The organism is Agrococcus jejuensis, assembly GCF_007679035.1.
Taxonomy (GTDB): domain Bacteria; phylum Actinomycetota; class Actinomycetes; order Actinomycetales; family Microbacteriaceae; genus Agrococcus; species Agrococcus jejuensis_A.
Window position 1 is genome coordinate 1,066,150 of record NZ_VEFR01000001.1, and the last position, 24,322, is coordinate 1,090,471.

Annotated in this window: 25 protein-coding genes; 8 read left to right on the forward strand and 17 right to left on the reverse strand. The window is 71.7% G+C overall.

The window, feature by feature from the left end; genetic code table 11:
- Both FS793_RS05125 and serA read right to left on the reverse strand, forming a co-directional pair.
- Positions 1-708 (reverse strand): alpha/beta fold hydrolase, encoded by a 708-nt coding sequence (locus tag FS793_RS05125; protein WP_144719188.1) that lies wholly within the window; start codon positions 706-708, stop codon positions 1-3.
- A gap of 50 nt (positions 709-758) precedes the next feature.
- On the reverse strand, positions 759-2,354 hold the full coding sequence (serA, locus tag FS793_RS05130) for a phosphoglycerate dehydrogenase (protein ID WP_144719190.1): 1,596 nt from the start codon (positions 2,352-2,354) through the stop codon (positions 759-761).
- Positions 2,355-2,477: 123 nt separating this feature from the next.
- Between serA and FS793_RS05135 the strand changes: the two genes are divergently transcribed.
- Entirely contained in the window at positions 2,478-2,972 is a 495-nt protein-coding gene (locus FS793_RS05135; RefSeq protein ID WP_144719192.1) for a YbjQ family protein, read from the forward strand.
- Positions 2,973-3,020: 48 nt separating this feature from the next.
- Positions 3,021-3,416, forward strand: coding sequence for a DoxX family protein (locus FS793_RS05140; protein ID WP_144719194.1), 396 nt, complete (start codon positions 3,021-3,023; stop codon positions 3,414-3,416).
- A 161-nt stretch (positions 3,417-3,577) separates the two neighbouring features.
- Here the strand turns inward: FS793_RS05140 and FS793_RS05145 are convergent, their stop codons facing one another.
- From FS793_RS05145 to FS793_RS05190, 10 genes are all read right to left on the reverse strand, one after another.
- On the reverse strand, positions 3,578-4,054 hold the full coding sequence (locus FS793_RS05145; protein ID WP_144719196.1) for a hypothetical protein: 477 nt from the start codon (positions 4,052-4,054) through the stop codon (positions 3,578-3,580).
- A complete protein-coding gene (locus tag FS793_RS05150) occupies positions 4,051-4,467 on the reverse strand; it encodes a hypothetical protein (RefSeq protein WP_144719198.1) in 417 nt (138 codons plus the stop codon). Before FS793_RS05150 ends, FS793_RS05145 begins: the two co-directional genes overlap by 4 nt.
- 39 nt (positions 4,468-4,506) lie before the next feature.
- A complete protein-coding gene (locus tag FS793_RS05155) occupies positions 4,507-5,508 on the reverse strand; it encodes a DUF2332 domain-containing protein (RefSeq protein WP_144719200.1) in 1,002 nt (333 codons plus the stop codon).
- Positions 5,509-5,589: 81 nt separating this feature from the next.
- Positions 5,590-6,615: a sugar phosphate isomerase/epimerase family protein gene (locus FS793_RS05160; protein ID WP_186329334.1), complete on the reverse strand. Its 1,026-nt coding sequence runs from the start codon at positions 6,613-6,615 to the stop codon at positions 5,590-5,592.
- Positions 6,612-7,718 (reverse strand): Gfo/Idh/MocA family oxidoreductase, encoded by a 1,107-nt coding sequence (locus FS793_RS05165; RefSeq protein WP_260980029.1) that lies wholly within the window; start codon positions 7,716-7,718, stop codon positions 6,612-6,614. Before FS793_RS05165 ends, FS793_RS05160 begins: the two co-directional genes overlap by 4 nt.
- Complete coding sequence (locus FS793_RS05170; RefSeq protein WP_313959363.1) at positions 7,715-8,845, reverse strand: Gfo/Idh/MocA family protein; 1,131 nt, start codon at positions 8,843-8,845, stop codon at positions 7,715-7,717. The genes FS793_RS05165 and FS793_RS05170 overlap by 4 nt, the downstream gene beginning before the upstream one ends.
- Positions 8,846-8,862: 17 nt before the next feature.
- A complete protein-coding gene (locus FS793_RS05175; protein ID WP_144719202.1) occupies positions 8,863-9,702 on the reverse strand; it encodes a carbohydrate ABC transporter permease in 840 nt (279 codons plus the stop codon).
- The gene (locus FS793_RS05180; RefSeq protein ID WP_144719203.1) at positions 9,695-10,687 is read right to left on the reverse strand and encodes a carbohydrate ABC transporter permease; all 993 of its coding nucleotides are present in this window, start codon (positions 10,685-10,687) and stop codon (positions 9,695-9,697) included. The genes FS793_RS05175 and FS793_RS05180 overlap by 8 nt, the downstream gene beginning before the upstream one ends.
- Before the next feature lie 56 nt (positions 10,688-10,743).
- Positions 10,744-12,048: an ABC transporter substrate-binding protein gene (locus FS793_RS05185; RefSeq protein ID WP_186329335.1), complete on the reverse strand. Its 1,305-nt coding sequence runs from the start codon at positions 12,046-12,048 to the stop codon at positions 10,744-10,746.
- A gap of 99 nt (positions 12,049-12,147) precedes the next feature.
- Entirely contained in the window at positions 12,148-12,906 is a 759-nt protein-coding gene (locus FS793_RS05190) for a sugar phosphate isomerase/epimerase family protein (protein ID WP_144719207.1), read from the reverse strand.
- Between the two features lie 159 nt (positions 12,907-13,065).
- On the opposite strand from FS793_RS05190, the gene FS793_RS05195 reads away from it, so the two are divergent.
- Positions 13,066-14,244 (forward strand): ROK family protein, encoded by a 1,179-nt coding sequence (locus FS793_RS05195; protein ID WP_144719209.1) that lies wholly within the window; start codon positions 13,066-13,068, stop codon positions 14,242-14,244.
- A gap of 185 nt (positions 14,245-14,429) precedes the next feature.
- Here FS793_RS05195 and ilvC read toward each other — a convergent pair whose 3' ends face one another.
- From ilvC to ilvD, 4 genes are read right to left on the reverse strand one after another with little or no spacing between them, the layout of a single operon-like run.
- Positions 14,430-15,455: a ketol-acid reductoisomerase gene (gene ilvC / locus FS793_RS05200; protein WP_144719211.1), complete on the reverse strand. Its 1,026-nt coding sequence runs from the start codon at positions 15,453-15,455 to the stop codon at positions 14,430-14,432.
- A 59-nt stretch (positions 15,456-15,514) separates the two neighbouring features.
- Positions 15,515-16,024: an acetolactate synthase small subunit gene (gene ilvN / locus FS793_RS05205; protein ID WP_092505620.1), complete on the reverse strand. Its 510-nt coding sequence runs from the start codon at positions 16,022-16,024 to the stop codon at positions 15,515-15,517.
- Positions 16,024-17,811, reverse strand: a complete 1,788-nt coding sequence (locus tag FS793_RS05210) for an acetolactate synthase large subunit (protein ID WP_144719213.1) — start codon at positions 17,809-17,811, stop codon at positions 16,024-16,026. The genes ilvN and FS793_RS05210 overlap by 1 nt, the downstream gene beginning before the upstream one ends.
- A gap of 32 nt (positions 17,812-17,843) precedes the next feature.
- Positions 17,844-19,535 (reverse strand): dihydroxy-acid dehydratase, encoded by a 1,692-nt coding sequence (gene ilvD, locus FS793_RS05215; protein ID WP_144719215.1) that lies wholly within the window; start codon positions 19,533-19,535, stop codon positions 17,844-17,846.
- 96 nt (positions 19,536-19,631) lie between these two features.
- Between ilvD and FS793_RS05220 the strand changes: the two genes are divergently transcribed.
- From FS793_RS05220 to FS793_RS05235, 4 genes are all read left to right on the forward strand, one after another.
- Positions 19,632-20,423: a sugar phosphate isomerase/epimerase family protein gene (locus tag FS793_RS05220; protein ID WP_144719217.1), complete on the forward strand. Its 792-nt coding sequence runs from the start codon at positions 19,632-19,634 to the stop codon at positions 20,421-20,423.
- Between the two features lie 61 nt (positions 20,424-20,484).
- A complete protein-coding gene (locus tag FS793_RS05225) occupies positions 20,485-20,694 on the forward strand; it encodes a hypothetical protein (RefSeq protein WP_144719219.1) in 210 nt (69 codons plus the stop codon).
- 10 nt (positions 20,695-20,704) lie between these two features.
- Positions 20,705-21,586 (forward strand): carbohydrate kinase family protein, encoded by an 882-nt coding sequence (locus tag FS793_RS05230; protein WP_144719221.1) that lies wholly within the window; start codon positions 20,705-20,707, stop codon positions 21,584-21,586.
- Positions 21,587-21,659: 73 nt separating this feature from the next.
- Positions 21,660-22,883, forward strand: coding sequence for a pyridoxal phosphate-dependent aminotransferase (locus FS793_RS05235; RefSeq protein ID WP_144719223.1), 1,224 nt, complete (start codon positions 21,660-21,662; stop codon positions 22,881-22,883).
- A 22-nt stretch (positions 22,884-22,905) separates the two neighbouring features.
- Here FS793_RS05235 and FS793_RS05240 read toward each other — a convergent pair whose 3' ends face one another.
- Positions 22,906-23,772 (reverse strand): hypothetical protein, encoded by an 867-nt coding sequence (locus tag FS793_RS05240; protein ID WP_144719225.1) that lies wholly within the window; start codon positions 23,770-23,772, stop codon positions 22,906-22,908.
- Positions 23,773-24,139: 367 nt separating this feature from the next.
- Here FS793_RS05240 and FS793_RS16135 point away from each other — a divergent pair, with 367 nt between their 5' ends.
- Positions 24,140-24,295 (forward strand): hypothetical protein, encoded by a 156-nt coding sequence (locus tag FS793_RS16135; protein ID WP_186329336.1) that lies wholly within the window; start codon positions 24,140-24,142, stop codon positions 24,293-24,295.
- The last annotated feature ends 27 nt before the right edge of the window (positions 24,296-24,322 follow it).

The following is a 24,322-nucleotide window of genomic DNA, read 5'->3' on the forward strand; positions in this document are numbered from 1 at the left end:
TCAGGCGCGCTCGGCGATGATCGCGGCGAGCTCCGCGGGCTTCGACCACATGGGCCAGTGGCCCGTCGGCAGGTCGACGAACGTCAGCGCACGCTGCTCGCCCAGCCCGCCGAGGAACGGCGCACCCTGCTGGGCGTACGAACGGTAGTCCTCGCTCGAGAACGCCGTCGCGACGAGCGTCTGCGGCACGTCGAGACGGCGCTCGTCGCGCAGCTCGGCGGGCGTGCGCAGGATGGCCGCGGGCTCGAGCACGGCGCGCTCGCGGAACGTCGCGAGCTGCTCGTCGGTGAGGTCGCGCATCGAGCCGCCCTCGAGCTCCTCGTCCCACGCCGCATCGAGCGGGAAGCCCGGATCGTCGACGTCGGCGTTCATCGCGTAGCCGTCGGCGACGGGGCTCGTGTCGACCCAGACGACATGGCGCACGGCATCCGGAGCGCGATCGACGGCGATCGTCGCCGCACCCGCCGAGCCCGAGTGCGACACGAGCACGGCCGGGCCGTCGCCGATCGCCGCCAGGATCGCCTCCACGTGGCTCTCGAGCGTCACCGACGCCACGTCGGCGCCCGGCTCGAGCCCTGGCAGCGTGAGCGCCGCGACGTCGTGGCCGGCGGCGCGCAGCCGCTCGGCGACGTCGTCCCACGCCCATGCCCCGAGCCAGAAGCCCGGGACGAGCACGATGCGAGCCTGATCCGTCTGCGTCGAGGTCATGTACGAGACGCTAGCCGCGACCTCCGACACCGCGCCAGGCGCGGCGAGCGTCAGAGCTCGACGATGTCGATCTCGCGGATCGAGTCGGCCTGGATGGCCTCGCCGATCTCCGCGAGCAGCGCCTCGGGCGCGGCCTGGTCGATCGTGAGGATCGACAGCGCCTTGCCGCCGGCGTTCGTGCGTGCGATCTGCATCCCGGCGATGTTGATGTCGGCCTCGCCGAGCGCACGACCGTAGATCGCGACGATGCCGGGTCGGTCCTCGTACGTCATGACGACGTGGTGCGACGCGAACGGCACCTCGACGTCGTGGCCGTTGATCGCCACGATCTTCGCGACCTGCTTCGGGCCCGTGAGCGTGCCCGTGACCGACACGCGCTGGCCGTCGCTCGTCGCCGCGATCACCGAGACCGTGTTGCGGTACTCGTCGCTGCGCTCGTCGACCGTGAGCTCGCTCGTCACGCCGCGCTCCTGCGCGATGACGGGCGCGTTCACGAACGTGACGCCCTGCTCGCTCACGATGCGCGAGAAGAAGCCCTTCAGCGCACCGAGGCGCAGCACCTTCACGTCGTACTGCGCGAGGTCGCCGTGCACCTCGACGTCGACCGACTCCACGGGGCCGGCCGCGAGGCCCGCAGCGAACTGGCCGAGCTGCTCGGCCAGGCCGATGCCGGGGCGCACGTACGGGTCGATGATGCCGCCCGCGACGTTGACGGCGTCGGGCACGAGGTCGCCGGCGAGCGCGAGGCGCACCGACTTCGCCACGGCGACGCCCGCCTTCTCCTGCGCCTCGTCGGTCGAGGCGCCCAGGTGCGGCGTGACCTGGATGGTCGGCAGCGACGTGAGCGCGTCGTCCTTCGGCGGCTCCGACACGAAGACGTCGAGGCCGGCGCCGGCGATGCGGCCCTCGCGCAGGGCATCCGCCAGGGCAGCCTCGTCGACGATGCCGCCGCGGCTCGCGTTGACGATGCGCAGCGTGGGCTTGGCGAGCGCGAGCTGCGGCGCGGCGATGAGGCCCGTGGTCTCGGGCGTGCGCGGGATGTGGATCGTGATGAAGTCCGACTCGGCCATGAGCTCGTCGAGCGTGCGCAGCTCGACGCCCAGCTGCGCGGCGCGCGCGGGGCTCACGTACGGATCGAAGGCGACCAGCTTGACGCCGAAGCCGGCGAGGCGCTCGGCCACGAGCACGCCGATGCGGCCCAGGCCGACGATGCCGATCGTCTTCTCGTAGAGCTCGACGCCGGTGAACTGGCTGCGCTTCCACTCCCCCGCCTTCAGCGAGGCGTGCGCCTCGGGCAGGTGGCGGGCGAGGCCGAGGATGTGCGCGATCGCGAGCTCGGCGGCCGAGATGATGTTCGACGTCGGCGCGTTCACGACCATGACGCCGGCCTTCGTCGAGGCGGGCACGTCGACGTTGTCGAGGCCCACGCCGGCGCGGGCGACGACCTGCAGGCGCGGCGCGGCGGCCAGCGCCTCCGCATCCACCTGCGTCGCCGAGCGCACGAGCAGCGCGTTCGCGTCGGCGAGGGCCGACAGCAGCGCAGGACGGTCGGTGCCGTCGACGTGACGGACCTCGAAGTCGGGGCCGAGGGCGTCGATGGTGGCGCTCGAGAGCGTCTCGGCGATCAGGACGACGGGCTTGGACACGCGGATGCTCCTCGATTGCGTGGCGGGGGCTCGGCACGTCGCGGTGCCTCGACGAGCCTACCGAGCATCCGCGGCCCGCCGGGGCATGGCGGACTCGCAGCGTCATGCGGAAGGCTCGGCGCCATGATCATCGTCACGACGAACGACCTCCCCGGCTTCCGCGTGCTCGCGGTGCACGGCGAGGTCATGGGCCTCACGGTGCGCAGCCGCGACGCCGCCACGAACTGGGTCGCCGGATGGCGTGCGATCGGTGGCGGCGAGATCCCCGAGTTCACGCAGATGCTCGTGGAGTCGCGCATGCAGGTCATGGGCCGCATGGTCGAGGAGGCGCAGCGCCGCGGCGCGAACGCCATCCTCGCGATGCGCTTCGACGCCAACGAGATCGCAAGCGCGTGGACCGAGATCTGCGCGTACGGCACGGCCGTGACGGTGGAGCCGATCGCCGACGGCCCGGGTTCGACGGCGCAGTCGCAGCAGCTGTCGGCCCAGCCCGTGCCGCAGCTGCAGCCGCAGGCGCCCGCGCAGGGCTACGGCGCCCCGCAGATGGTGCCGCCCGTGCAGGGCCAGGTGCCGTGGCCGCCGCCCGGCGCTCCCGGGGCGCCGATGCCGCCGCGCTGACGCCTCCGCTGGTCGGGGCGTCCTCCCGTGTGCGGGAGGATGGAGGCGATGGATGCCTTCGAAGTCGCGCAGTGGGTGCTGCGGATCGTGCTCGCCGTCGTCTTCGTCGCCATGGGCGCGCTGCACTTCGTGCCGAAGGTCGCGCGCGGCATGGGCGCGATGATCCCTCCCGGCATCAAGGGCACCGGCATCCGGTCGGCGCGATCGCTCGTCATCATCTCGGGCGTCGCCGAGATCCTCGGCGGCATCGGGCTGCTCGCGCCATGGATGCCCGTGCGGTTCGCCGCCGCCATCGGCCTCATCGCGCTGCTCGTCGCGGTCTTCCCCGCCAACGCCTACGCCGCGCGCCACCCGGATCGCTTCGGCCCGATGGCCGTGCCGCTCGTGCCCCGCGCCATCGGCCAGGTCGTGCTGGCCGCGCTCGTGCTGGTCGCCGCGATCTGACGCCCGTGCGCGTCCGCCCGGCGAGTGGATCCGACGCTGTCGCATTGGTCACGAGCCGACCCGCGGAGCATCCTCTCTCCGTGTCGGAGGAGATCGTCAGGCTCGATCGGTAGGCGTCGCCCTCAGGCGAGGGCGTCGGCGATCACGGGCACGCCCCGCGTCTAGGCGAACGCGGCGATCGCCGCCTGGCGCGCGAGCTCCTCGCAGAGCAGGCTCAGCTGCGCGCCCACGCCGAAGCCGAGCAGCAGGATGCCCGCGCGGGCGGCGATCCGACGGCCGCGGGCGACGGCCGACGCTGCCGCGAAGGCCACGGCCGGCGCGGCGACGTTCGCGATCAGGATCGCCCACGGCACGGCGTCGGCGATGCCGGCCGCTGCGTAGACCTCCGGCAGCGCGACGAGGTTCGAGACGGCCGCGTAGAGCTGGTAGCCGAACAGCACCACGAAGACGAGCGTCACGATCACGACGTCGCTGCGACGCTCGACGCGCTCCGTGGGCTCGTCGTCCTCCACGCGCTCGTCGGCGGTCGTCGGCTCGTCGGCCGCGTCGACATCCGCGTCGGACGCGTCGGCGACGGGCGACTCGGGCTCCACGGCCCGGCTCTCCTCGGGCTCGTTCGTCTCGGCGCGGTCGGTCATGCGAGCACCCCCACGAGCAGCGGCCAGGGCGCGGTCACGACGACGCCGGCGATCCACCACGGCACCGGCTGCGCCGCGAGGCGACGGGCGGCGAGCCACCAGCCGATGGGCGCGAGCACGGCGAGCAGCTCGCCGAGCTGGTACATGGCGAGGCCGAGGATCGTCTGCTGCTGCGCGGGATTGGCGAGCATCACGACGACCCAGCCGACCGCCGAGGCCACGGCGATGAGCAGGAAGAGCACGCCAGCGATGGCACGCGTCCGCTGCGCGGGATCGACGGCGACGGCGACGGATGCAGGCCCGGCGGTCGTCGCGGCCGCGGTCGCTGCGGGCCCTTCGGGATCGCTCGTCACGAGCGTCTCGTCGTCGGCGTCACCCTCCCAGCTGAGGGCATCGCGGTCGTCGTCAGGCACGCGGGAACCCTACCGCCCGGGCCTATGCCCGACCGCCGCTCAGCACTCGAGCAGCCGCACCCATCCGCCGTGCGCGTCGGCGAGCGCGAACGGCCGCTCGTCGACGGCGATGCAGAAGTCGGCGGCGCCCGGGCTCGCGTCGAGGGCGTCGAGCCGGGCGCGCACGTCGGGCAGCACGCCGAGGCCCTCGTTCGAGATCCACCTCGCGTCGCTGCCGCGCATCGTCTCGGCGAACGCCGCGCGTCCCTCGGCCGTCACGTAGGCGAGCACGGCGGTGTGGAACACGACGGTCGTCGCGGCGCGGTCGCGGGCCTCGTCGACGAGCGCCGTCGTGCCGTCGAGCAGGTCGCCCTCGCGCACGGTGGGCCCGTGCTCGCGCGCGATGGCGACGGCGGCGTGCAGCCGCTCGAGGCGCTCGCGGTGGGGCTCGCCGTCGCCGATCGGCCAGATCAGCGTCTCGAGCCAGCGCACGTCGTCGTCGCTCGCGGCGGCGAGCGGGTGGATGTCGAGGCCGGCCGACCAGGCGATCTCGGGCATGCGCGGCACGGGGCCGTCGAGGCGTGCCTCGAGTCGTGGCGCGGCCGGGTCGCCGAGCACGTGCTCCCCCGCCGCGGTCTCGTACGCGTACGACCAGCGGCTCGGCTGCAGGCACAGCCCCATGGATGCGCCGACCTCGACGATGGCGAGCGGCTGCGGCAACGACGCGAACGCCGGCAGCAGCGTCGCGAGGCGGCGCGCCTCGTTCGTCTGCGTGCGCCGCGTGCGCACGCACGCCTCGATCGCATCCCACCGCTCGTGCACGATCGCCTGCGCCTCGCGCCATGGCAGGCGTGCGTCGACGCCCGCGAAGCGCATGGCCGAGAGCACGAGGTTCGGCTGCTGCTCGATGCGCGTCAGCGGCGCGAGCCGGGCGAGCAGGTCGACGTCGCCCGCGAGCCCACGGGCCCAGTCGGCGTAGCGCGGCGACCGCAGGTCGCCCTCGACCTCGGCGAAGCGCAGCCACCGCGTCGCGATGACCGCCTCGGCAGTCTCGTCCTCCACGCCTGCAGACTATTGAGGTTTTCGGCCACTTTTGATGTCAAAGGTGGCCGAAAACCTCACATCTTTGGTCGGTGGAGGGACCTACTGGTTCGAGAACGCCGCGTCGAAGGATGCGTCGGGCAGGCGCCAGAGCAGCTCGCGGATGCGCGTCACGGCCTCGGCCGCACCGTGCAGGCGATCCATGCCGGCGTCCTCCCACTCGATCGAGATGGGTCCGTCGTAGCCGATCGCCGAGAGGGCGCGGAACGCGTCCTCCCAGTGCATGTCGCCGTGGCCCGTCGACACGAAGTCCCAGCCGCGCCGCGGGTCGCCCCACGGCAGGTGCGAGCCGAGGATGCCGGCGCGGCCGTTCTGCGGCCGCAGGCGCGTGTCCTTGCAGTCGACGTGGAAGATGCGGTCCCGGAAGTCCCAGATGAACGCGACGGGGTCGACGCCCTGCCACAGCATGTGCGACGGATCCCAGTTGAACCCGAAGGCCTCCCGGTGGTCGATCGCCTCGAGGGTGCGCACGCTCGTCCAGTAGTCGTAGGCGATCTCGCTCGGGTGCACCTCGTGCGCGAATCGCACGCCCTCGCCGTCGAAGACGTCGAGGATGGGGTTCCAGCGGCGCGCGAAGTCCTCGTAGCCGGCGTCGATGCGCTCGGCGGGCACGGGCGGGAACATCGCGACGTACTGCCAGATCGACGAGCCCGTGAAGCCCACGACGGTGTCGACGCCGAGCCTCCGGGCGACGCGCGCCGAGCGCTGCATGTCCTCGGCGGCGCGCTGGCGCACGCCCTCCGCCTCCCCGTCGCCCCACACGTACGGTCGCAGGATCGCCTGGTGACGGAAGTCGATCGGGTCGTCGCACACCGCCTGGCCGGCGAGGTGGTTCGAGATCGCGAAGACCTGCAGGCCGTGCCGGTCGAGGATGTCGAGGCGCGACTGCACGTACGCGTCGTCCTCGTCGGCGCGGGCGAGGTCGAGATGGTCGCCGGATGCGGCGATCTCGAGCCCGTCGTAGCCCCACTCGGCGGCGAGGCGGGCGACCTCCTCGAACGGCAGGTCGGCCCACTGGCCCGTGAACAGCGTCACGGGGTGTCGTGCCTGGAAGGTTCCCTGGGTCATGCGGCCACGCTCCGGAGCGTCGTGACGGTCGTGTCGATCCACTCGCCGGAGGCGGCCGACCGCAGCACCGCGTCCGTGAGCACGGCGGCGCGGAGGCCGTCGTGGAAGGTGGGGAGCCCGTCGGGCGCCGCGCCTGCGATGGCAGCGTACGCGTCGGCGACGAACGCGTCGAACGCGTCCTGGTAGCCCATGGGGTGGCCGCCGGGCACGCGCGACAGGCGCGCGGCGTCGGGCGAGAGCGACTCGGGATCGCGCTGCAGCAGCCGCGAGCCGGCCCGCTCGCCGATCCACAGCTCGTCGGGTCGCTCCTGCTCGAAGCGGTAGCTCGCGTCGGCCGCATGCCACTCGATCGTGAGGGCGTTCTTGCGGCCGGGCGCCATCTGGGTCACGAGCGCGGTGCCGACGGCGCCGCCCGAGAGCCGGAAGAGCACGGCGGCGATGTCCTCGTTCGCGACCGACGCGTCGCCGCGCTGGTCGAAGACCGTGCGCGTCGTCGCCGACAGCGACACGATGCGCTGGCCCGCCACGAACTCGACGAGGTCGAGCAGATGCGAGCCGATGTCGGCGAACGCGCGCGACGGGCCTCCGAGCTCTGCGCCCGCGCGCCAGTTCTCGTCGCCGGGCAGCAGCATCCAGTCCTGCAGGTAGGCGGCGTCGACCGACAGCAGCGCCTCGCCCGAGGCTGCCAGGCGCGCCCGCGCCTCGCGCACCATCGGGTGGTACCGGTACACGAAGGGCACGGCGCCCACGAGGCCCGCCTGGTCGAGCGCGTCGACGAGCGCCTGCGCCTCGGCGACCGAGGTCGCGAGCGGCTTCTCGCACACCACGTGGCGCCCGGCCGCGATGGCCTGCGCCGCGAGGGATGCGTGCGTCGTGTTCGGCGTGCACACGTGCACGACGTCGACGTCGGCGGCCACGAGCGATGCGGCATCCGGCAGCGCCTGCGCGACGCCGAGCGCGTCCGCCGCCTCGGCGGCGCGCGCCGCCGACGACGACGCGATCGCGACGAGCTCCGCGCGGGCCGAGCGGGCGGCGTGCGCGTGCACGCGCGCCATGAACCCGCCACCCAGGATGCCGACGCGCGGCGAGCGCGGCACGCTCACGCCCGCACCGCCTCGTGCGCGGTCGTCGGGTCGAAGTCGGTCTCGACGGGCACCATGGCCTCGACCGACGAGTCGAGCGTCACGGGCTGGCCGGTGCGGATGGACTCGTCGATCGCGATCATCGCCTCGAGCACGTGCAGCGCGAGCTCGCCCGACGCGCGATGCGGGCGACCCTCGCGGATGGCGCGCACCATGTCGACGATGCCGATGCCGCGGCCGCCGACGGCACCCTCGGTCTCGACGGCCTCCCACGCGGAGTCGGCGCGGAAGTCGTCGCCGACCCTCGTGACCTCGAGGTCGCCCTCGAACATGTTCGGGTCGGGGATGCGCAGCGTGCCCTCGGAGCCCGAGATCTCGACGATGCCCGCGCGACGGTAGGCGGTGTCCCACGAGAACGTCGACTGGGCGACGCCGCGCTCGAGCTCGATGTTGACGTGCACGTGCGTGGGCACGTCGACGGGGAACGACTCCCCCGCCCGGTCGCCGACCTTGATCGTGCGGGTCGTCTGCGGCGTGCGCCCCACGGCGGAGACGCGACGGATGGCGCCGAGGGCGCTCACGAGCGTCGTCAGGTAGTACGGCCCCATGTCGAAGACGGGTCCCGCGCCGGGTGCGAAGAGGAACTCCGGGTTCGGGTGGAACAGGTCGGGCCCCGCGTACTGCATGACGGTCGTGGCGCCGATCGGCGTGCCGATGACGCCGCGCTCGATCGCCCGCAGGCCGCTCTGCACGCCCTGGCCGAGCACGGTGTCGGGCGCGATGCCCACGCGCAGGCCCAGCTCGTCGGCGCGTGCGAGCAGCCCGCGGGCCGACGCGATGTCGACGCCGATGGGCTTCTCGCTCCACACGTGCTTGCCGGCCTCGAGGGCCTGCAGCGACACCTCGACGTGCGCGGCGGGGATCGTGAGGTTCACGACGAGCTGCACGTCGGGGTGCGCGAGCACCTCGGCGGGCGTGCCCGCCTCGGCCACGCCGTGCTTGTCGGCCTGCGCTCGCGCACGGTCGACGTCGAGGTCGCCGAGGATGACGACGCGCACGTCGGGGTACTGCGCGAGGTTCGTCAGGTACTGCTCGCTGATCATGCCCGCACCGATGAAGCCGATGCCGACGGGGGTCTGCAGCGTCACGCTGCCTCCTTCTGCGGTCACTTGACGGCTCCTGCCGAGAGTCCGGCGACGAGGTGCCGCTGGACGAGCAGGAAGCCGACCAGGATGGGGATCGAGACGACGATCGACGCCGCCATGAGCTGGTTCCAGAGCACGTCGGACTCCGACGAGTACGCCTGGAGGCCGATGGGCAGGGTGCGGGTCGCGTTGCTCGACAGCACCGCGGCGAAGAGCACCTCGCCCCACGCCGTGATGAACGAGTACACGGCGACCGCGACGATGCCGGGCCGTGCGACGGGCAGGATGACGCGGAACAGGGCGCCGAGCCTGCCGGTGCCGTCGATCATCGCCGCCTCCTCGAGCGCTGCCGGGATCGCCCGCATGTAGCCCGTCAGCATCCAGATCGAGAACGGCAGCGTGAACGTCATGTACGTGACGATCATGCCGAGCAGGCTGCCCGTGAGCTGCAGCCCGATCGTGCGCTGGATCTGCGTGAAGATGAGGAACAGCGGCAGCAGGAACAGGATGCCGGGGAACATCTGCGTCGACAGGATGACGAGGCTGAAGGGCCGCTTGGCGCGGAACGACAGCCTCGCGAGGGCGTACGACGCGAGGATCGACACGATCACCGAGAACGCCGTGGCGACGACGGTGACGACGAGCGAGTTCGTGAAGTAGCGCGCGAGCGGCACCGTCGACCACATGTCGATGAACGGCTGGATCGTCCACTCCGACGGGAACCAGATGAACGAGCCGGAGACGTCGGACAGGGGCTTGAACGCCGTCGTCACGATGACCCACAGCGGCACGAGCACGAAGATCGACAGCAGCGTGAGCGTGATCGCCCGCGCGACCTTGAATCCGCGAGTCTCAATCATCGAGCTCGCCTCCCTTCGGCAGCACGAGTCGGATGTAGAACACCGACACGACGAGCAGCGCGAGCAGCAGCAGGAAGCTCATGGCGCCGCCGGCGCCGAAGTCCCACAGCAGGAACGAGTTCTGGTAGATCAGCGGCGAGATGAGCAGCGCCTGGCCGGGCGACTGCGGCCCGAACAGCACGTACGGGATGTTGAACTGGTTGAAGAGCCAGAGGCCGAGGATGAGCACGAGCGCCGCGTTGGCGTGGCGGATCATCGGCAGCGTGATCGTCCAGAACTGCTTCCAGTTCGAGGCACCGTCGAGCGACGCGGCCTCGTAGACCTCCGTCGGCACGTTCTGCAGCGCCGCGAGCAGCATGAGGAACGCGAACGGCCACATCGACCAGATCGACACGACGACGAGCGAGATGAACGAGTTGTCGCCGATGAGCCAGTACGGCCGATCGTTCGTGAGGCCGAGCACGTCGACGATCACCTGGTTCACGACGCCGTCCTGCTGGTTGAGCATGAAGCCCCAGGCGAGGGTGCCGACGTACGTGGGGATGGCGTAGGGCACGAGGAAGAGCGTGCGCAGCAGGCCGCGGCCCTTGAAGCTCGACGTGAGGAACACGGCGGCGGCCATCGCGAGCACCCACGAGACGCCGAGCGTCAGCACGACGTAGACCGCGGTGCGGCCGACGGAGCCGAGGAACTCGGAGCCGATGGCGCTCGTCGGGTCGAGGCCTCGCGCGAAGTTGTCGAGGCCGATGAAGGGCGCCTGCAGCCAGTTGCGCAGGCTCCGCTGGTCGAGCTCGATGAACGCGATCCACACGCCCAGGACCATCGGGATGATGTGGATGAGCAGCTCGAGCAGCACGGCGGGCAGGATCAGCAGGTACGCGAGCCTGCGGTCCTTGCGCTGCTGGGTGCCGCGGCGGGGCAGCTGCGACCGCGCGGGCGCCGGCGAGGGCGCCGCGGTGTCGGGGCGGGTGGCGGTGGTGGTCATGGTGTGGACCTCCCGGTCGGGGCCGACGCTGACGCGCCGGCCCCGGCGGGGTGGTGTCAGCGCACCTGGCCGTTCGCCGCTGCCAGGCGGCCCGCGACGTCGGCGTCGCCGCCGGTCGCGTACGCCTGGAACGACTCGCGCACGGCGTTGCCGACGGCGGCCTCGATCTCGCCGATGTTGCCGACGAGCGGGAACGGGGCGGATGCGTCGGCCTGCGCGTCGCGGCGCACCTCGAGCGTCGTGTCGCCCGAGTCGGCCAGCAGCGGCTCGTCGTAGGCGTCGGTGACGACGGGCAGGAGGCCGAAGGCCGAGGCGAGCTCCGCCTGCTCCTCGACGCTCGTCATGTGCTCGACGAACTGGAAGGCCTGCTCCTGGTTGGGCGAGTCGACGAGCACCGTGATGTTCGTGCCGGCGATCATCGACTCCACGTCCTCGCCGTCGGCGAGCACGGGCGTGGGCGCGATGGCCCAGTCCGAGAAGTCGCGCGACGTGAACTGCTCGATGGGGTTCTGCTGCAGGATCATCGCGGCGTCGCCGTTGATGAACTGGTCGACGGCGTCGGCGCCGAGGTCGATCTCGGCGTTCGACGGGGCCATGATCTGCGAGTCGGTCATGAGGCCGACGTAGGCCTCGACGGCCTCGACCTGCTCGTCGCTGTCGAGCGTCGACTCGCCCTCGTCGTCGACGAAGTCGCCGCCGAACTGCTGGCCGAGGATGAAGGCCATGTGCGCGTTCTGCTGCACGTTCGCCGCGGCGCCCGAGTAGCCCCACTGGTCGATCGCGCCGTCGCCGTCGGTGTCGACGGTGAGCTGCTGGCCGACCGACACGAACTCCTCCCACGTGGCGGGCGGCTCGGCGATGCCGGCGGCCGCGAACAGCGTGGGGTTGTAGTACAGCGAGTACACGTTCGACAGGAACGGCACGGCGTCCTGCGTCTCGCCGGGCACCTGCGCGGCCTCGTAGACGGCGGGCACGAAGCGGTCGGAGCCGCCGAGCCAGTCGAGCGTCTCGCCCTCGATGGTCGCGAGCGCGCCCGTGTCGTGCAGCGAGCCCGTCCAGGTCGTGCCGATGTTCAGCACGTCGGGGCCGGTGCCCGAGGAGACGGCGGTGAGGATGCGGTTGTAGAGGTCGGCCCACGGGATGACCTCGAACTCGACCTCGATGCCGGTCTCGTCGGAGAAGCGGTCGATCGCAGCCTGGTAGGCGGCCTCGGAGTCGCCGATCGTGGCGGTCTGCTGGGTGGCCCACCAGGTGATCGAGCCGCCCTCGGCGCCGGCGTCGCCGCCTGCCGAGCAGCCGCTCGCGGCGAGTACGACGGCTGCGGCGGCAGCCGCCCCCGCGATGGTCTTCATGCGCGTCATCGGAACTCCTTCGTCCTGTGGTGCGTGCATCCCTCCCGGCGACGCAGCCGGGTGGGCGGGTGTCGGCCGAGCCGACGGTGTGGGGATGGGTCGGTGGGGTCAGCGCACGGCGGTGAGCGTGCGGATGCCGGCGAGGCTCGTGGCTGCGCCGTCGTAGATGTCGCCGCGGAACTCGTCGAACTCGACGACGAGGAGGCGGGCGGTGGGTGCGGCGTCGAGGATCGACGTCCACTCGATCGCGCCCTCGCCCACGGGCAGCTGGTCGTGGCGGTCCTGCGAGAGCGCGCCGTCGACGAGGGGCGCGTCCTTGAGGTGCAGCGCGACGACGCGGGTGCCGAGCGCCGCGAGCAGCGCGGGCACGTCGGCGCCGCCGACGGCGGCCCAGTACGCGTCGACCTCGAGCACGACCTCGGGGTCGAGCGCGTCGGCGAGCACCTCGAGGGCGGTCGTGTCGCCGAGGGGCGCGGCCTCCCATGCGTGGTTGTGGTAGCCGAGGGCGAGGCCGTGCTCGCGGGCGCCCGCCGCCGACGCGTTGAGGTGGTCGGCGATGCGCAGCACGTCGTCGCGCGTCGTCCAGAGCGCCGGCTCGGTGAAGGGGTCGATGATCGTCTCGACGCCGAGGGATGCGGCGGTGGCGAAGATCGCCGACTGGTCCTCGCCCAGCAGGCGCGCGTGTGCCGTGGGGGCGGCGAGGCCGTTGGCGGGCAGCTCGGTGCGCAGCTCGTCGGCCCAGCCCATGAGGTTGAAGAGCTCGATGCGGTCGAAGCCCGCGGACGCGGCGTGCGCGAGGGACGGGGCGAGCCCGTCGCTCTCGATGCGCTCGCGGATCGAGTACAGCTGCAGTGCGATGTCGCTCATCGGCTCGGGTCTCCTCATCGAGATTGCTCCGGGTTCGCGACGAACGTAGCAGCACTTCTGCTGTCAACAAAGCAAAAGTCGAACATGACATGTACTCAAGTCGTGTGCAGTAGCGTGGAAGCCCGCCGCACCCCCGCGGCGCCAGGCGAGGAGGCCGCGATGTCGCTGGCGACCCCACCGCATCCGACGAGCGCGGGTGTGCTGCTGCAGCACTTCCTCGACGGCCGGGCGCGCACGCGCGCCGAGCTCGTCGAGGCCACGGGCCTCGGCCGCGCGACGGTCGCCGCGCGCATCGACGCGCTCGTCGCCGCCGGCCTGCTGCGCGCCGCCGGCGCCACGACCTCCACGGGCGGGCGCCCGCCGTCGATGCTCGCGTTCGACCCCTCCGGCGGCACGATCGTGGCGTTCGACTTCGGCGCTCGGCACGCGAACATCGCCATCACCGACCTCGCCGCGACGGTCGTCGCCTCGGTGTCGCTCGCGCTCGACATCGCCGACGGGCCGGTCGCCGCGCTCGACGCCGCCTGCACGCACGCACGGACGCTGCTCGAGACGGCCGGCCGCGACGCGAGCCACGTGGTCGGCGTCGGCATCGGCGTGCCCGGCCCCGTCGAGCACGCGAGCGGGCGCCCCGTGAACCCGCCGATCATGCCCGGCTGGGATCGCTTCGACATCCCCGCGCACGTGCAACGTGCCTTCCCCGTGCCCGTGCTCGTCGACAACGACGTCAACATCCTCGCCCTCGGCGAGCACGCCGCGGGCGGCGGACGCCACGGCGACCTCGTGTTCGTGAAGGTCGCGACGGGCATCGGCGCCGGCATCATCGCTGGCGGGGTGCTGCAGCGCGGCGCCGACGGCGCAGCCGGCGACCTCGGCCACATCCGCGTGCCCTACAGCCCGTCACCGCTGCGCACGCCCGAGGACGAGCGCGACCTCGAGGCGATCGCGAGCGGCACGGCGATCGCCGAGGCGCTCGTCGCCCGCGGCATCGCGGCGACGTCGAGCGACCACGTCGTGGCGCTGCTGCGCGCCGGCGATGCGGATGCGCTCGAGATCACGCGCGAGGCGGGCCGCGTGCTCGGCGAGGCGCTCGCGCTCGTCGTGAGCCTGCACAACCCAGCCGTCATCGTGCTGGGCGGCTCGATCGCTCGCGCGGGCGAGCAGCTGCTCGCCGGCGTGCGCGAGGTCGTCTACCGGCGCTCGATCCCGCTGGCGACGCAGCACCTGTCGATCGTGCAGTCGCAGGGCGGTGCGCTCGCAGGAGCGCGCGGCGCCGCGATCCTCGTGCGCCAGCACGTGCTCTCCCCCGCCCTCGTCGACGCGCACCTCGCCCGCTGAGCGGGCGCCCACCACAAAGACGATGGAGGTTTTCGGCCGCTTTTGACATCAAAAGCGGCCGAAAACCTCCAAAGGTTCTCTACCGAGAGGCAGCGAGCGTCAGCGAGCCGCCGAGCCGGCCGTCCGGATGCGCTCGCGCATCCGGCGCGACCGGCACCGCCTCGCCGACGGGTCGGCAGCGAGCGTCAGCGAGCCGCCGAGCCGTCGGTGTAGTCGGCGTCCGGCTGCTCCCACGCGAAGAGCGAGCGCAGCTGCTTGCCGGTCGCCTCGATGGGGTGGCCCGCCTGCTGCTCGCGGAGGCGGTTGAACTCGGGCGCGCCGGCGTCCTGGTCGTCGATGAAGCGCTTCGCGAACGCGCCCGACTGGATGTCGGCGAGCACGGCCTGCATGTTCGTCTTGACGTCGGGGCTGATGACGCGCGGGCCCGAGACGTAGTCGCCGTACTCGGCCGTGTCGGAGATCGACCAGCGCTGCTTGGCGATGCCGCCCTCCCACATGAGGTCGACGATGAGCTTCAGCTCGTGGAGCACCTCGAAGTAGGCGATCTCGGGCTGGTAGCCGGCCTCGATGAGCGTCTCGAAGCCGTACTGCACGAGCTGCGAGGTGCCGCCGCAGAGCACGGCCTGCTCGCCGAACAGGTCGGTCTCGGTCTCCTCGGTGAACGTCGTCTTGATGCCGCCGGCGCGCAGGCCGCCGATCGCCTTGGCGTACGACCAGGCGAGGTCCCATGCGGTGCCGGTCGCGTCGACCTCGACGGCGACGATCACGGGCACGCCACGGCCGGCCTCGTACTCGCGGCGCACGGTGTGGCCGGGGCCCTTGGGGGCGACGAGCACGACGTCGACGCCCTCGGGCGCCTGGATGTAGTCGAAGCGGATGTTGAAGCCGTGGCTGAACAGCAGCGTCTTGCCCTCGGTGAGCACGGGGGCGATGTCGTCGGCGTAGATGCCGCGCTGGTGCTGGTCGGGGGCGAGGATGACGATGACGTCGGCCCACTCGGCGACCTCGCGGTTCGTGCCGACCGTGAAGCCGGCCTCCTCGGCCTTGGCGCGCGACTTCGACTCCGCCTTGAGGCCGATGCGCACGTCGACGCCCGAGTCGCGCAGGTTCTGCGCGTGGGCGTGGCCCTGCGAGCCATAGCCGATGACGGCGACCTTCTTGCCCTGGATGAGGCCCAGGTCGGCCTTGTCGTCGTAGATGACCTCGGTCATGAGGGATCGCTCCTTGATGTGTGGGGGTTCTGGATGGTCTGGGTGGATGCGCGCAGCGCTCAGGCGCGCAGCACGCGCTCCGAGATGGACTTGCCGCCGCGGCCGATGGCGAGGAGGCCCGACTGGGCGATCTCCTTGATGCCGTACGGCTCGAGCAGGCGCAGCAGCGCCTGGCACTTCGCGGAGTCGCCGGTGACCTCGATCACGAGCGCGTCGGTCGTCACGTCGACGACGCGCGCGCGGAACAGGTTCGTGGCCTCGAGGATCTGCGAGCGGGTCGAGTGGTCGACCTTCACCTTGATGAGCATGTGCTCGCGCTGCACCGAGCCCGCGGGCTCGAGCTCGACGATCTTCACGACGTTGATGAGCTTGTTCAGCTGCTTCGTCACCTGCTCGAGCGGCAGCTCGTCGACGTCGACGACGACGGTGATGCGCGAGAGCCCCGGGATCTCGGTCTTGCCGACCGCGAGCGAGTCGATGTTGAAGCCGCGTCGGGCGAAGAGCCCTGCGACGCGCGTCAGCAGTCCGGGCTTGTCCTCCACGAGGAGGGAGAGCACGTGGGTCGTCATCACTCGTCACCCCACTCCGGGCTGTGCTCCTTGGCGTACTGCACGAAGGAGTTCGAGACGCCCTGCGGCACCATCGGCCACACCATCGCGTCCTTCGACACGATGAAGTCGATGACCACGGGGCGGTCGTTGGTCTCGAGCGCGAGACGGATCGCGTCGTCGATCTGGTCCTCCTTCGTGACGCGGATGGCGAGGCAGCCGTACGCCTCGCCGAGCTTCACGAAGTCGGGGATCATGCGGGCGTCGTCGCCGGTCTCGAGGTCGGTGAACGCGTAGCGACCCTCGTAGAAGAGGTTCTGCCACTGGCGCACCATGCCGAGCGACGAGTTGTTGATGATGGCGACCTTGATGGGGATGTCGTTGAGCGCGCACGTGGCGAGCTCCTGGTTCGTCATCTGGAAGCAGCCGTCGCCGTCGATCGCCCACACGTGGCGCTGGGGCTCGGCGACCTTCGCACCCATCGCCGCGGGCACGGCGTAGCCCATCGTGCCGGCGCCGCCGGAGTTGAGCCATGCGTTGGGGCGCTCGTACTTGATGAACTGCGCCGCCCACATCTGGTGCTGGCCGACGCCCGCCGCGTACACGCCCTCGGGGCCCGTGAGCTCGCCGATGCGCTGGATGACCTGCTGCGGGGCCAGCTTGCCGTCGGTCGTCGGGGCGAACCCGAGCGGGAACTCCTGCTGCAGGCCGTGCAGCCGCTCCCACCAGTCGGTGAGATCCGGGCGGCCGTCCGAGACGGCGTCCTGGAACGCGACCGACAGGTCGGAGGCCACGTCGCGCACGTCGCCCACGATCGGCACGTCGGCCGTGCGGATCTTCGAGATCTCCGCGGGGTCGACGTCGACGTGGATGACCTTGGCGCCGGGTGCGAACTCGGATGCCTTGCCGGTGACGCGGTCGTCGAAGCGCGCGCCGAGGGCGAGCAGGAGGTCGGCCTCCTGCAGCGCGAGCACCGCGGGCACCGTGCCGTGCATGCCGGGCATCCCGAGGTGCTGTGGGTGCGAGTCGGGGAACGCGCCGCGGGCCATGAGGGTCGTCACGACGGGCGCGCCGATCGCCTCGGCGAGCTCGCGCACCTCCTGCGCCGCCTGGGCGCGGATGACGCCGCCGCCGACGTAGAGCACGGGGCGCTCGGACTGCGCGAGCAGCGCGGCCGCGGCCTGGATCTGCTTGCCGTGCGCCTTCGTGACGGGGCGGTAGCCGGGCAGGTCGACGCGGTCGGGCCACACGAACGGCGCCGACTGCTGCTGCGCGTCCTTCGTCACGTCGACGAGCACGGGGCCGGGACGGCCCGTGGAGGCGATGTGGAACGCGGCCTGCAGCACGCTCGGCACGTCGGCCGGGTCGGTCACGAGGAACGAGTGCTTCGTGATGGGCATCGTGATGCCCGTGATGTCGGCCTCCTGGAAGGCGTCCGTGCCCATGAGGTGGCTGAACACCTGCCCCGTGATGGCGACGAACGGCACCGAGTCCATGTAGGCGTCGGCGATCGCGGTGACGAGGTTCGTGGCACCGGGGCCGCTCGTCGCGATCGCGACGCCGACCTTGTTCGACGCCGAGGCGTAGCCCTCGGCGGCGTGGCCGGCGCCCTGCTCGTGGCGCACGAGCACGTGGCGCACGGCCGACTGCTGCATGAGCTCGTCGTAGAAGGGGATGATGGCGCCGCCGGGCAGCCCGAAGACGTCGGTGACGCCGAGCAGCTCGAGCGAGCGGAGGATGGCCCCCGAGCCGGTGAGGACCTCAGGCCCCTGCACCCTCGGTGGCGTCGGACGTGGCGCGATGGTCATGGCGATCTCCCTGGGTGACGCTCAGGCGGGCGTCAGCCCGTGACGGCGCCTTGTGCGGCAGAGCGCACGAGGCGGGCGTACTTTGCGAGGACTCCCCGCGTGTAGCGCGGCGGAAGCGGGGCCCAGCCTGCTCGGCGGGCTTCGAGCTCTTCCGCATCGACCTGGAGGTCGATGCGCTGAGCCGGGATGTCGACGCGAATGGTGTCGCCATCACGAACGAAGGCGACGGGACCGGAGTCCACGGCCTCGGGCGCGATGTGTCCGATGCACAGGCCGGTTGTGCCGCCTGAGAATCGTCCGTCCGTCAACAGTAGTACATCCTTGCCAAGCCCTGCGCCCTTGATGGCCGCGGTGATGGCGAGCATCTCGCGCATGCCCGGTCCGCCCTTGGGTCCCTCGTAGCGGATGACGACGACGTCGCCCTTCTGGATCTCGCCGTTCGTGAGCGCATCCATCGCCGCGCGCTCGCGCTCGAACACGCGAGCGGGGCCCTCGAACACCTCGGCGTCGAAGCCCGCGGTCTTCACGACGGCGCCCTCGGGCGCGAGCGAGCCGTGCAGCACCGTGAGGCCGCCGGTGGCGTGGATGGGGTCGTCGATCGCGCGCACGACCGTGCCGTCGAGCGGCGCCGGCGCGAGCTCGGCGAGGTTCTCGGCGACGGTCTTGCCGGTCACGGTGAGGGCGTCGCCGTGCAGCAGGCCCGCCTCGAGCAGCGCTGCCATGACGACGGGCATGCCGCCGACGCGGTCGAAGTCCTGCGCGACGAAGCGGCCGAAGGGCTTGACGTCGGCGAGGTGCGGCGAGCGGGCGCCGATCTCGCGGAAGTCCTCGAGCGTCAGCTCGACGCCCGCCTCGTGTGCGATCGCGAGCAGGTGCAGCACGGCGTTGGTCGAGCCGCCGAGCACCATGGCGACGGTGATGGCGTTCTCGAACGCCTTGCGCGTGAGGATGTCGCGGGCGGTGATGCCCTTGCGCAGCAGCTCGACGACGGCCTCGCCCGAGCGGTGCGCGAACATGTCGCGGCGGCGATCGGCCGACAGCGGCGTCGACGAGCCCGGCAGGCTCATGCCGAGCGCCTCGGCGACGCACGCCATGGTGTTGGCGGTGTACATGCCGCCGCAGGCGCCCTCGCCCGGTGCGAACCCGCACTCGATGCGCTTGAGGTCCTCCTCGCTCATCGTGCCGGCCTTGCATGCGCCGACCGCCTCGAACGAGTCGATGATCGTGAGCTCCTTCTCGGTGCCGTCCGAGAGCTTGACCCAGCCCGGCGCGATCGAGCCGGCGTAGACGAAGACGGAGGCGAGGTCGAGGCGGGCGGCTGCCATGAGCATGCCGGGCAGCGACTTGTCGCAGCCGGCGAGCAGCACGGTACCGTCGAGGCGCTCGGCCATGACCACGGTCTCGACGGAGTCGGCGATGACCTCGCGGCTCACGAGCGAGAAGTGCATGCCCTCGTGACCCATCGAGATGCCGTCGGAGACGGAGATGGTGCCGAACTGCAGCGGGTAGCCGCCGCCGGCGTGCACGCCCTCGCGCGAGCCCTGCGCGAGCCGGTCGAGCGAGAGGTTGCAGGGCGTGATGTCGTTCCACGACGACGCGATGCCGATCTGCGGCTTCTCCCAGTCGTCGTCGCCCATGCCGACGGCGCGGAGCATGCCTCGGCTCGTCGTCGCCTCGATGCCGTCCGTGACCGCGCGCGAGCGCGGCTTGATGTCGATCGCCATGAGACCTGAGTCTAGGAGCGTCGCGCACCCTCCACGGCATCCGCCCGTCGCCTCGCCGCAACGCGCGCGACGCACGATGCCGCTAGCGTGGCGCGAGTGATCCCCGTCGGACTCAGCACCATCAGCGTCTTCCCGCGACCCCTGGAGGACGGCTTCCGGCTGTCCGCCGAGTGCGGCTACGACGGCGTCGAGGTGATGGTGACGACGGATGCGCGCACGCGCGACGCCGACCGCCTCAAGGTGCTCGCGAAGGCGTACGACCAGCCGATCCTCGCGATCCACGCGCCGACGCTGCTGCTCACGTCGTTCGTGTGGGGCAACGACCACTTCGTCAAGCTCGAGCGCTCGGCGCAGCTCGCGGTCGACACGGGTGCCGAGACCGTCGTCGTGCATCCCCCGTTCCGCTGGCAGGGCAAGTACGCCGCGACGTTCGAGGAGTCGGTGCGCCGCACGGAGGACAAGTACGACGTCGCGATCGCCGTCGAGAACATGTTCCCCTGGCGCACGGGCGGCAAGGACCGCAAGGCGTATCTGCCGGGCATCGACCCGAGCCTCATGGACGTGCGCCACGCGACGCTCGACTTCTCGCACTGCGCGCTCGCCGGGCGGGACTCCCTCGAGCTCGCGAACGACCTCGGCTCGCGCCTGCGCCACCTGCACCTCACCGACGGCATCGGCGGCAAGGGCAACCGCACGTCCGACGAGCACCTCGTGCCCGGTCGCGGCAACGAGCCCGTCGCCGAGGTGCTGCAGATGCTCGCCGCGACGGACTTCGGCGGCCAGATCATCGCCGAGATCAAGACGCGTGGCGTGCGCACCGAGCGGGATCGGCGTGCGCTCATCCAGGAGACGATCGACTTCGCGCGGAAGCACCTGGGCCAGGCCTGACGCGACGCGGGTGCCGTGTCGACCCCGTGTGCGAGCCCGCCGCCTTCGGTAGCGTGAGCGCGTGCGCAAGTTCATCCTCAATCCCGGCTTCCTCGCAGCTCTCGCGAGCGGCATCGGCGTCGTCAAGATGACCCGGGAGGGGCCTCGTGACTGGCGCCTCGGCCTGCTCTGGGCCTCCTGGGGCATCGGCGTCGCCCTCGCGGTCGGGTCGGTGATCGACGAGGACAAGCGCGTGCGCGCCGAGGAGCTCGACCGCTCGCTGGGCCTGTAGGGCCTGCGCCATGACTCGCATCGCCGTCGTCGGCGACGCGCTCGTCGACGTCGTCGACGGCCGCCGCGTGGCCGGCGGCGCCGCGCTCAACGTCGCGGTGGGCCTCGCGCGGCTCGGCACCGACGTCGACCTCGTCGCGATGGTCGCCGACGACGAGCCCGGCCGCCTGCTCGCAGCGCATGCCGCATCCCACGGCGTGCGCCTCGCCCCCACGCCCGCGCCGCTCGGCACCGCCACCGCCACGGCGACGCGCGACGGCGACACCATGCGGTACGCCTTCAACGAGGCAGGCAGACGCCGTCACGTCGACGTGGCGCCGCTGCTCCCCCTGCTCGACGCCGCCGACCTCGTCGTCGTGTCGTGCATGGCGCTCGACGACGAGCGCCAAGCCGAGCCGCTGCTGCGCATCGCCGATCCCGAGCGTCGCCTCGTCGTCGACCCCAACCCGCGCCCCGGCTACCTGCCCACGCCCGAGCACGTCGTGCGCTTCCGCGAGGCCGTCGAGCGCATCGGCGCCCGGTCGAGGGTCGTGAAGGTGGGCGACGAGGATGCGGAGCTCGTGTGGGGCACCGAGCCCCACGCCGTCGCGTCACGGCTGCTGTCGCTCGGCGCCGCGGCCGTGCTCGTGACCGAGGGACCCGACGGCGCGACGGCGCATGCGCGCACCGCGAGCATCCACGCCCCCATCCACGCCATGGATGCGCCGATCGTCGACACGATCGGCGCGGGCGACGCGACGATCGCCGCCGTCGCCGCAGCCCTCGCCGAGGCCGAGATCACCGGCACCGACGTCGGCGCCGACTGGTGGCGCGAGGTGCTCGACGACGCGATGGCGATCGCCGCGGCGACCTGCCGCGTCGAGGGCGGCCTGCTGCAGCTGCCGCACCGCTGAGCCGACGCACCCCGGTCCGCCGACCCACCAGTGGTCGCGCATCCGCCCATCCGCGCCGACCTAGCATGGTGCAATGGCTCTGAAGTCCCTCGACCAGTCGTCGAAGCTGAAGCACGTCCTCTACGAGATCCGAGGACCCGTGCACGCGGAGGCCGCGCGACTCGAGGCCGAGGGCCACCGCATCCTCAAGCTCAACATCGGCAACCCCAAGCCGTTCGGCTTCGAGACGCCCGAGACGATCGTGCAGGACATGATCGCCGAGATCCGCAACGCCGAGGGCTACTCGGAGTCGAAGGGCATCCTCTCGGCACGCCGCGCCGTCGTCGCCCGCTACGAGGGCGTGCCGGGCTTCCCGCAGCTCACCGTCGACGACGTGTACCTCGGCAACGGCGTCTCCGAGCTCATCACCATCACGATGCAGGCGCTGCTCGACCAGGGCGACGAGGTGCTCATCCCCGCCCCCGACTACCCGCTGTGGACGGCGATGACGAGCCTCGGCGGCGGCACGCCCGTGCACTACCTGTGCGACGAGCAGGACGGCTGGCAGCCCGACCTCGCCGACCTCGAGGCGAAGATCACGCCGCGCACGAAGGCGCTCGTCGTCATCAACCCCAACAACCCCACGGGGGCCGTCTACACGCCCGAGGTGCTGCGCGGCATGGTCGAGCTGGCGCGCAAGCACTCGCTGCTGCTGCTCGCCGACGAGATCTACGACCGCATCCTGTACGGCGACGCGCAGCACACGTCGCTCGCATCGCTCGCGCCCGACCTGCTGTGCATCACGTACAACGGCCTGTCGAAGACGTACCGCGCCGCGGGGTTCCGCGCCGGCTGGATGGTGATCTCGGGCCCGAAGCACCACGCGACCGGCTTCCTGCAGGGCATCGACCTGCTGGCCTCCACGCGCCTGTGCCCGAACGTGCCGTCGCAGTACGGCATCCAGACGGCGCTCACGGGCCACCAGTCGATCGAGGACCTCATCGAGCCGGGCGGACGCCTGCTCGAGCAGCGCGACGCGACGGTCACGGGCCTGCGGTCGATCCCGGGCGTCTCCGTCGTCGAGCCTCGCGGCGCGCTCTACGTCTTCCCGCGCCTCGACCCCGAGGTGCACCAGATCCACGACGACCAGCAGCTCGTGCTCGACCTGCTGCTGCGCGAGAAGATCCTCGTCGTGCAGGGTTCCGGCTTCAACTGGCCGCAGCCCGACCACTTCCGCATCGTGACGCTGCCGTACGCCGACGACCTCACGGTCGCGGTCGAGCGCATCGGCAACTTCCTGGCCTCCTACCGCCAGTAGCGCGTCGCCGGGTCGTGGGGGCTCAGCCGAGCCCGCAGGATGCGGCGACGTAGCCGAGCAGGTCGGCGCGCGTCGCGTCGTCGCTCGGCAGCTGCAGCGTGCGCGCCTCGCCGTCGAGCACGACCTGGAAGACGAAGATCGTGCCCTGCTTGTCCTCGGCGATGGCATGCGCGTCGCAGCGGCCGGGGCGCACCGTGAATGCGACGGTCTGCGCGTCGCCGTCAGGCGTGATCGTGACGCCGATCGGCACGGACGTCGCGCGTGCCCCGGCATCGTCGACGAGCGCGAGCAGCACGGTCGCCGCGGCCGACTGCACCTCGAGCTCGCCGCCGCCGGTCGGCGTGAGCCGCAGGGAGACGGTCGCGTCGGCTCCGAGCGCCGGCTCGGGGACGTCGATCGGCAGCCACTCGACGTCGACGACGGCCTCGACCGCGAGCCGCGTGCAGGACGCGTCGGTGAGCGTCGCGATCTGGTCGTACGGGTCGCCAGGGTCGAGCGTCACCTCGGTGCCGTCGTCGAGCACCACGACGACCTCGTCGACGATCGGCCCGTCGTCGCACGTCGGCTCGGGCAGCTCGCCGCGCAGCGCCCGCGACGCGCCGGCGGGGATGGTCGCGTCGTCGCCGCCGACGAGCGGCTCGACGAGCGCCGACGAGCGGTACTCGGCGTGGTCGACGACGACCTCGACGTCGGACTCGTTCGTCACGACGATGCCCACGACCCCGTCGCGCACGTCGCCGCGCCCCTGCACGATCTCGGCGCTCAGCGCGGGCGGCCCGCTGCTGGGGCTCGCGCTCTCGCCCTCCCCTGCAGCGCCGCCGCCGACAGGCGCGCACGCCGCGAGCACCGCCGCCATCGCGACCGCGACACCCGCTCGAACGCTCCGCACCCCTCCAGCATCCGCCAGAGTCGAGGGTTTCGGCCCGAAGGGAGATCACTTCGGGTCGAAACCCTCAACTCCGAGCCGAGACGCAGAGAGGGCCTCGTCGCTGCTGCGACGAGGCCCTCTCTCGGTGGTACACCCCCCGGGACTCGAACCCGGAACCAATGGATGAAGAGTCGACCGCTCTACCGGGCCGAGATGGAGAGAGGGCCTCGTCGCTGCTGCGACGAGGCCCTCTCTCGGTGGTACACCCCCCGGGACTCGAACCCGGAACCAATTGGCATGCGGGACGATTTGCGCAGGTGACGTCGATCGACGACGCTCGTAGCGTGCGTGAACCTGTCCTCACGCTCGGCGACAAGGGGGAAGCCGCTTGAACGATGAGGAGCGCGCAGCGTTCACCGAATGGCTGCGCGAAGTCATGCGCGAGGCAACCAATCACGAGGTGTGGTGGATCGACTCGACCGCCAACTCGGTCGCAGACGCTCTGCTCGCCCGGTACGAGATTCGGCAGCGCAGCGCAACGTGACGTACAGGCGAGCGCGCCCAGAATGGG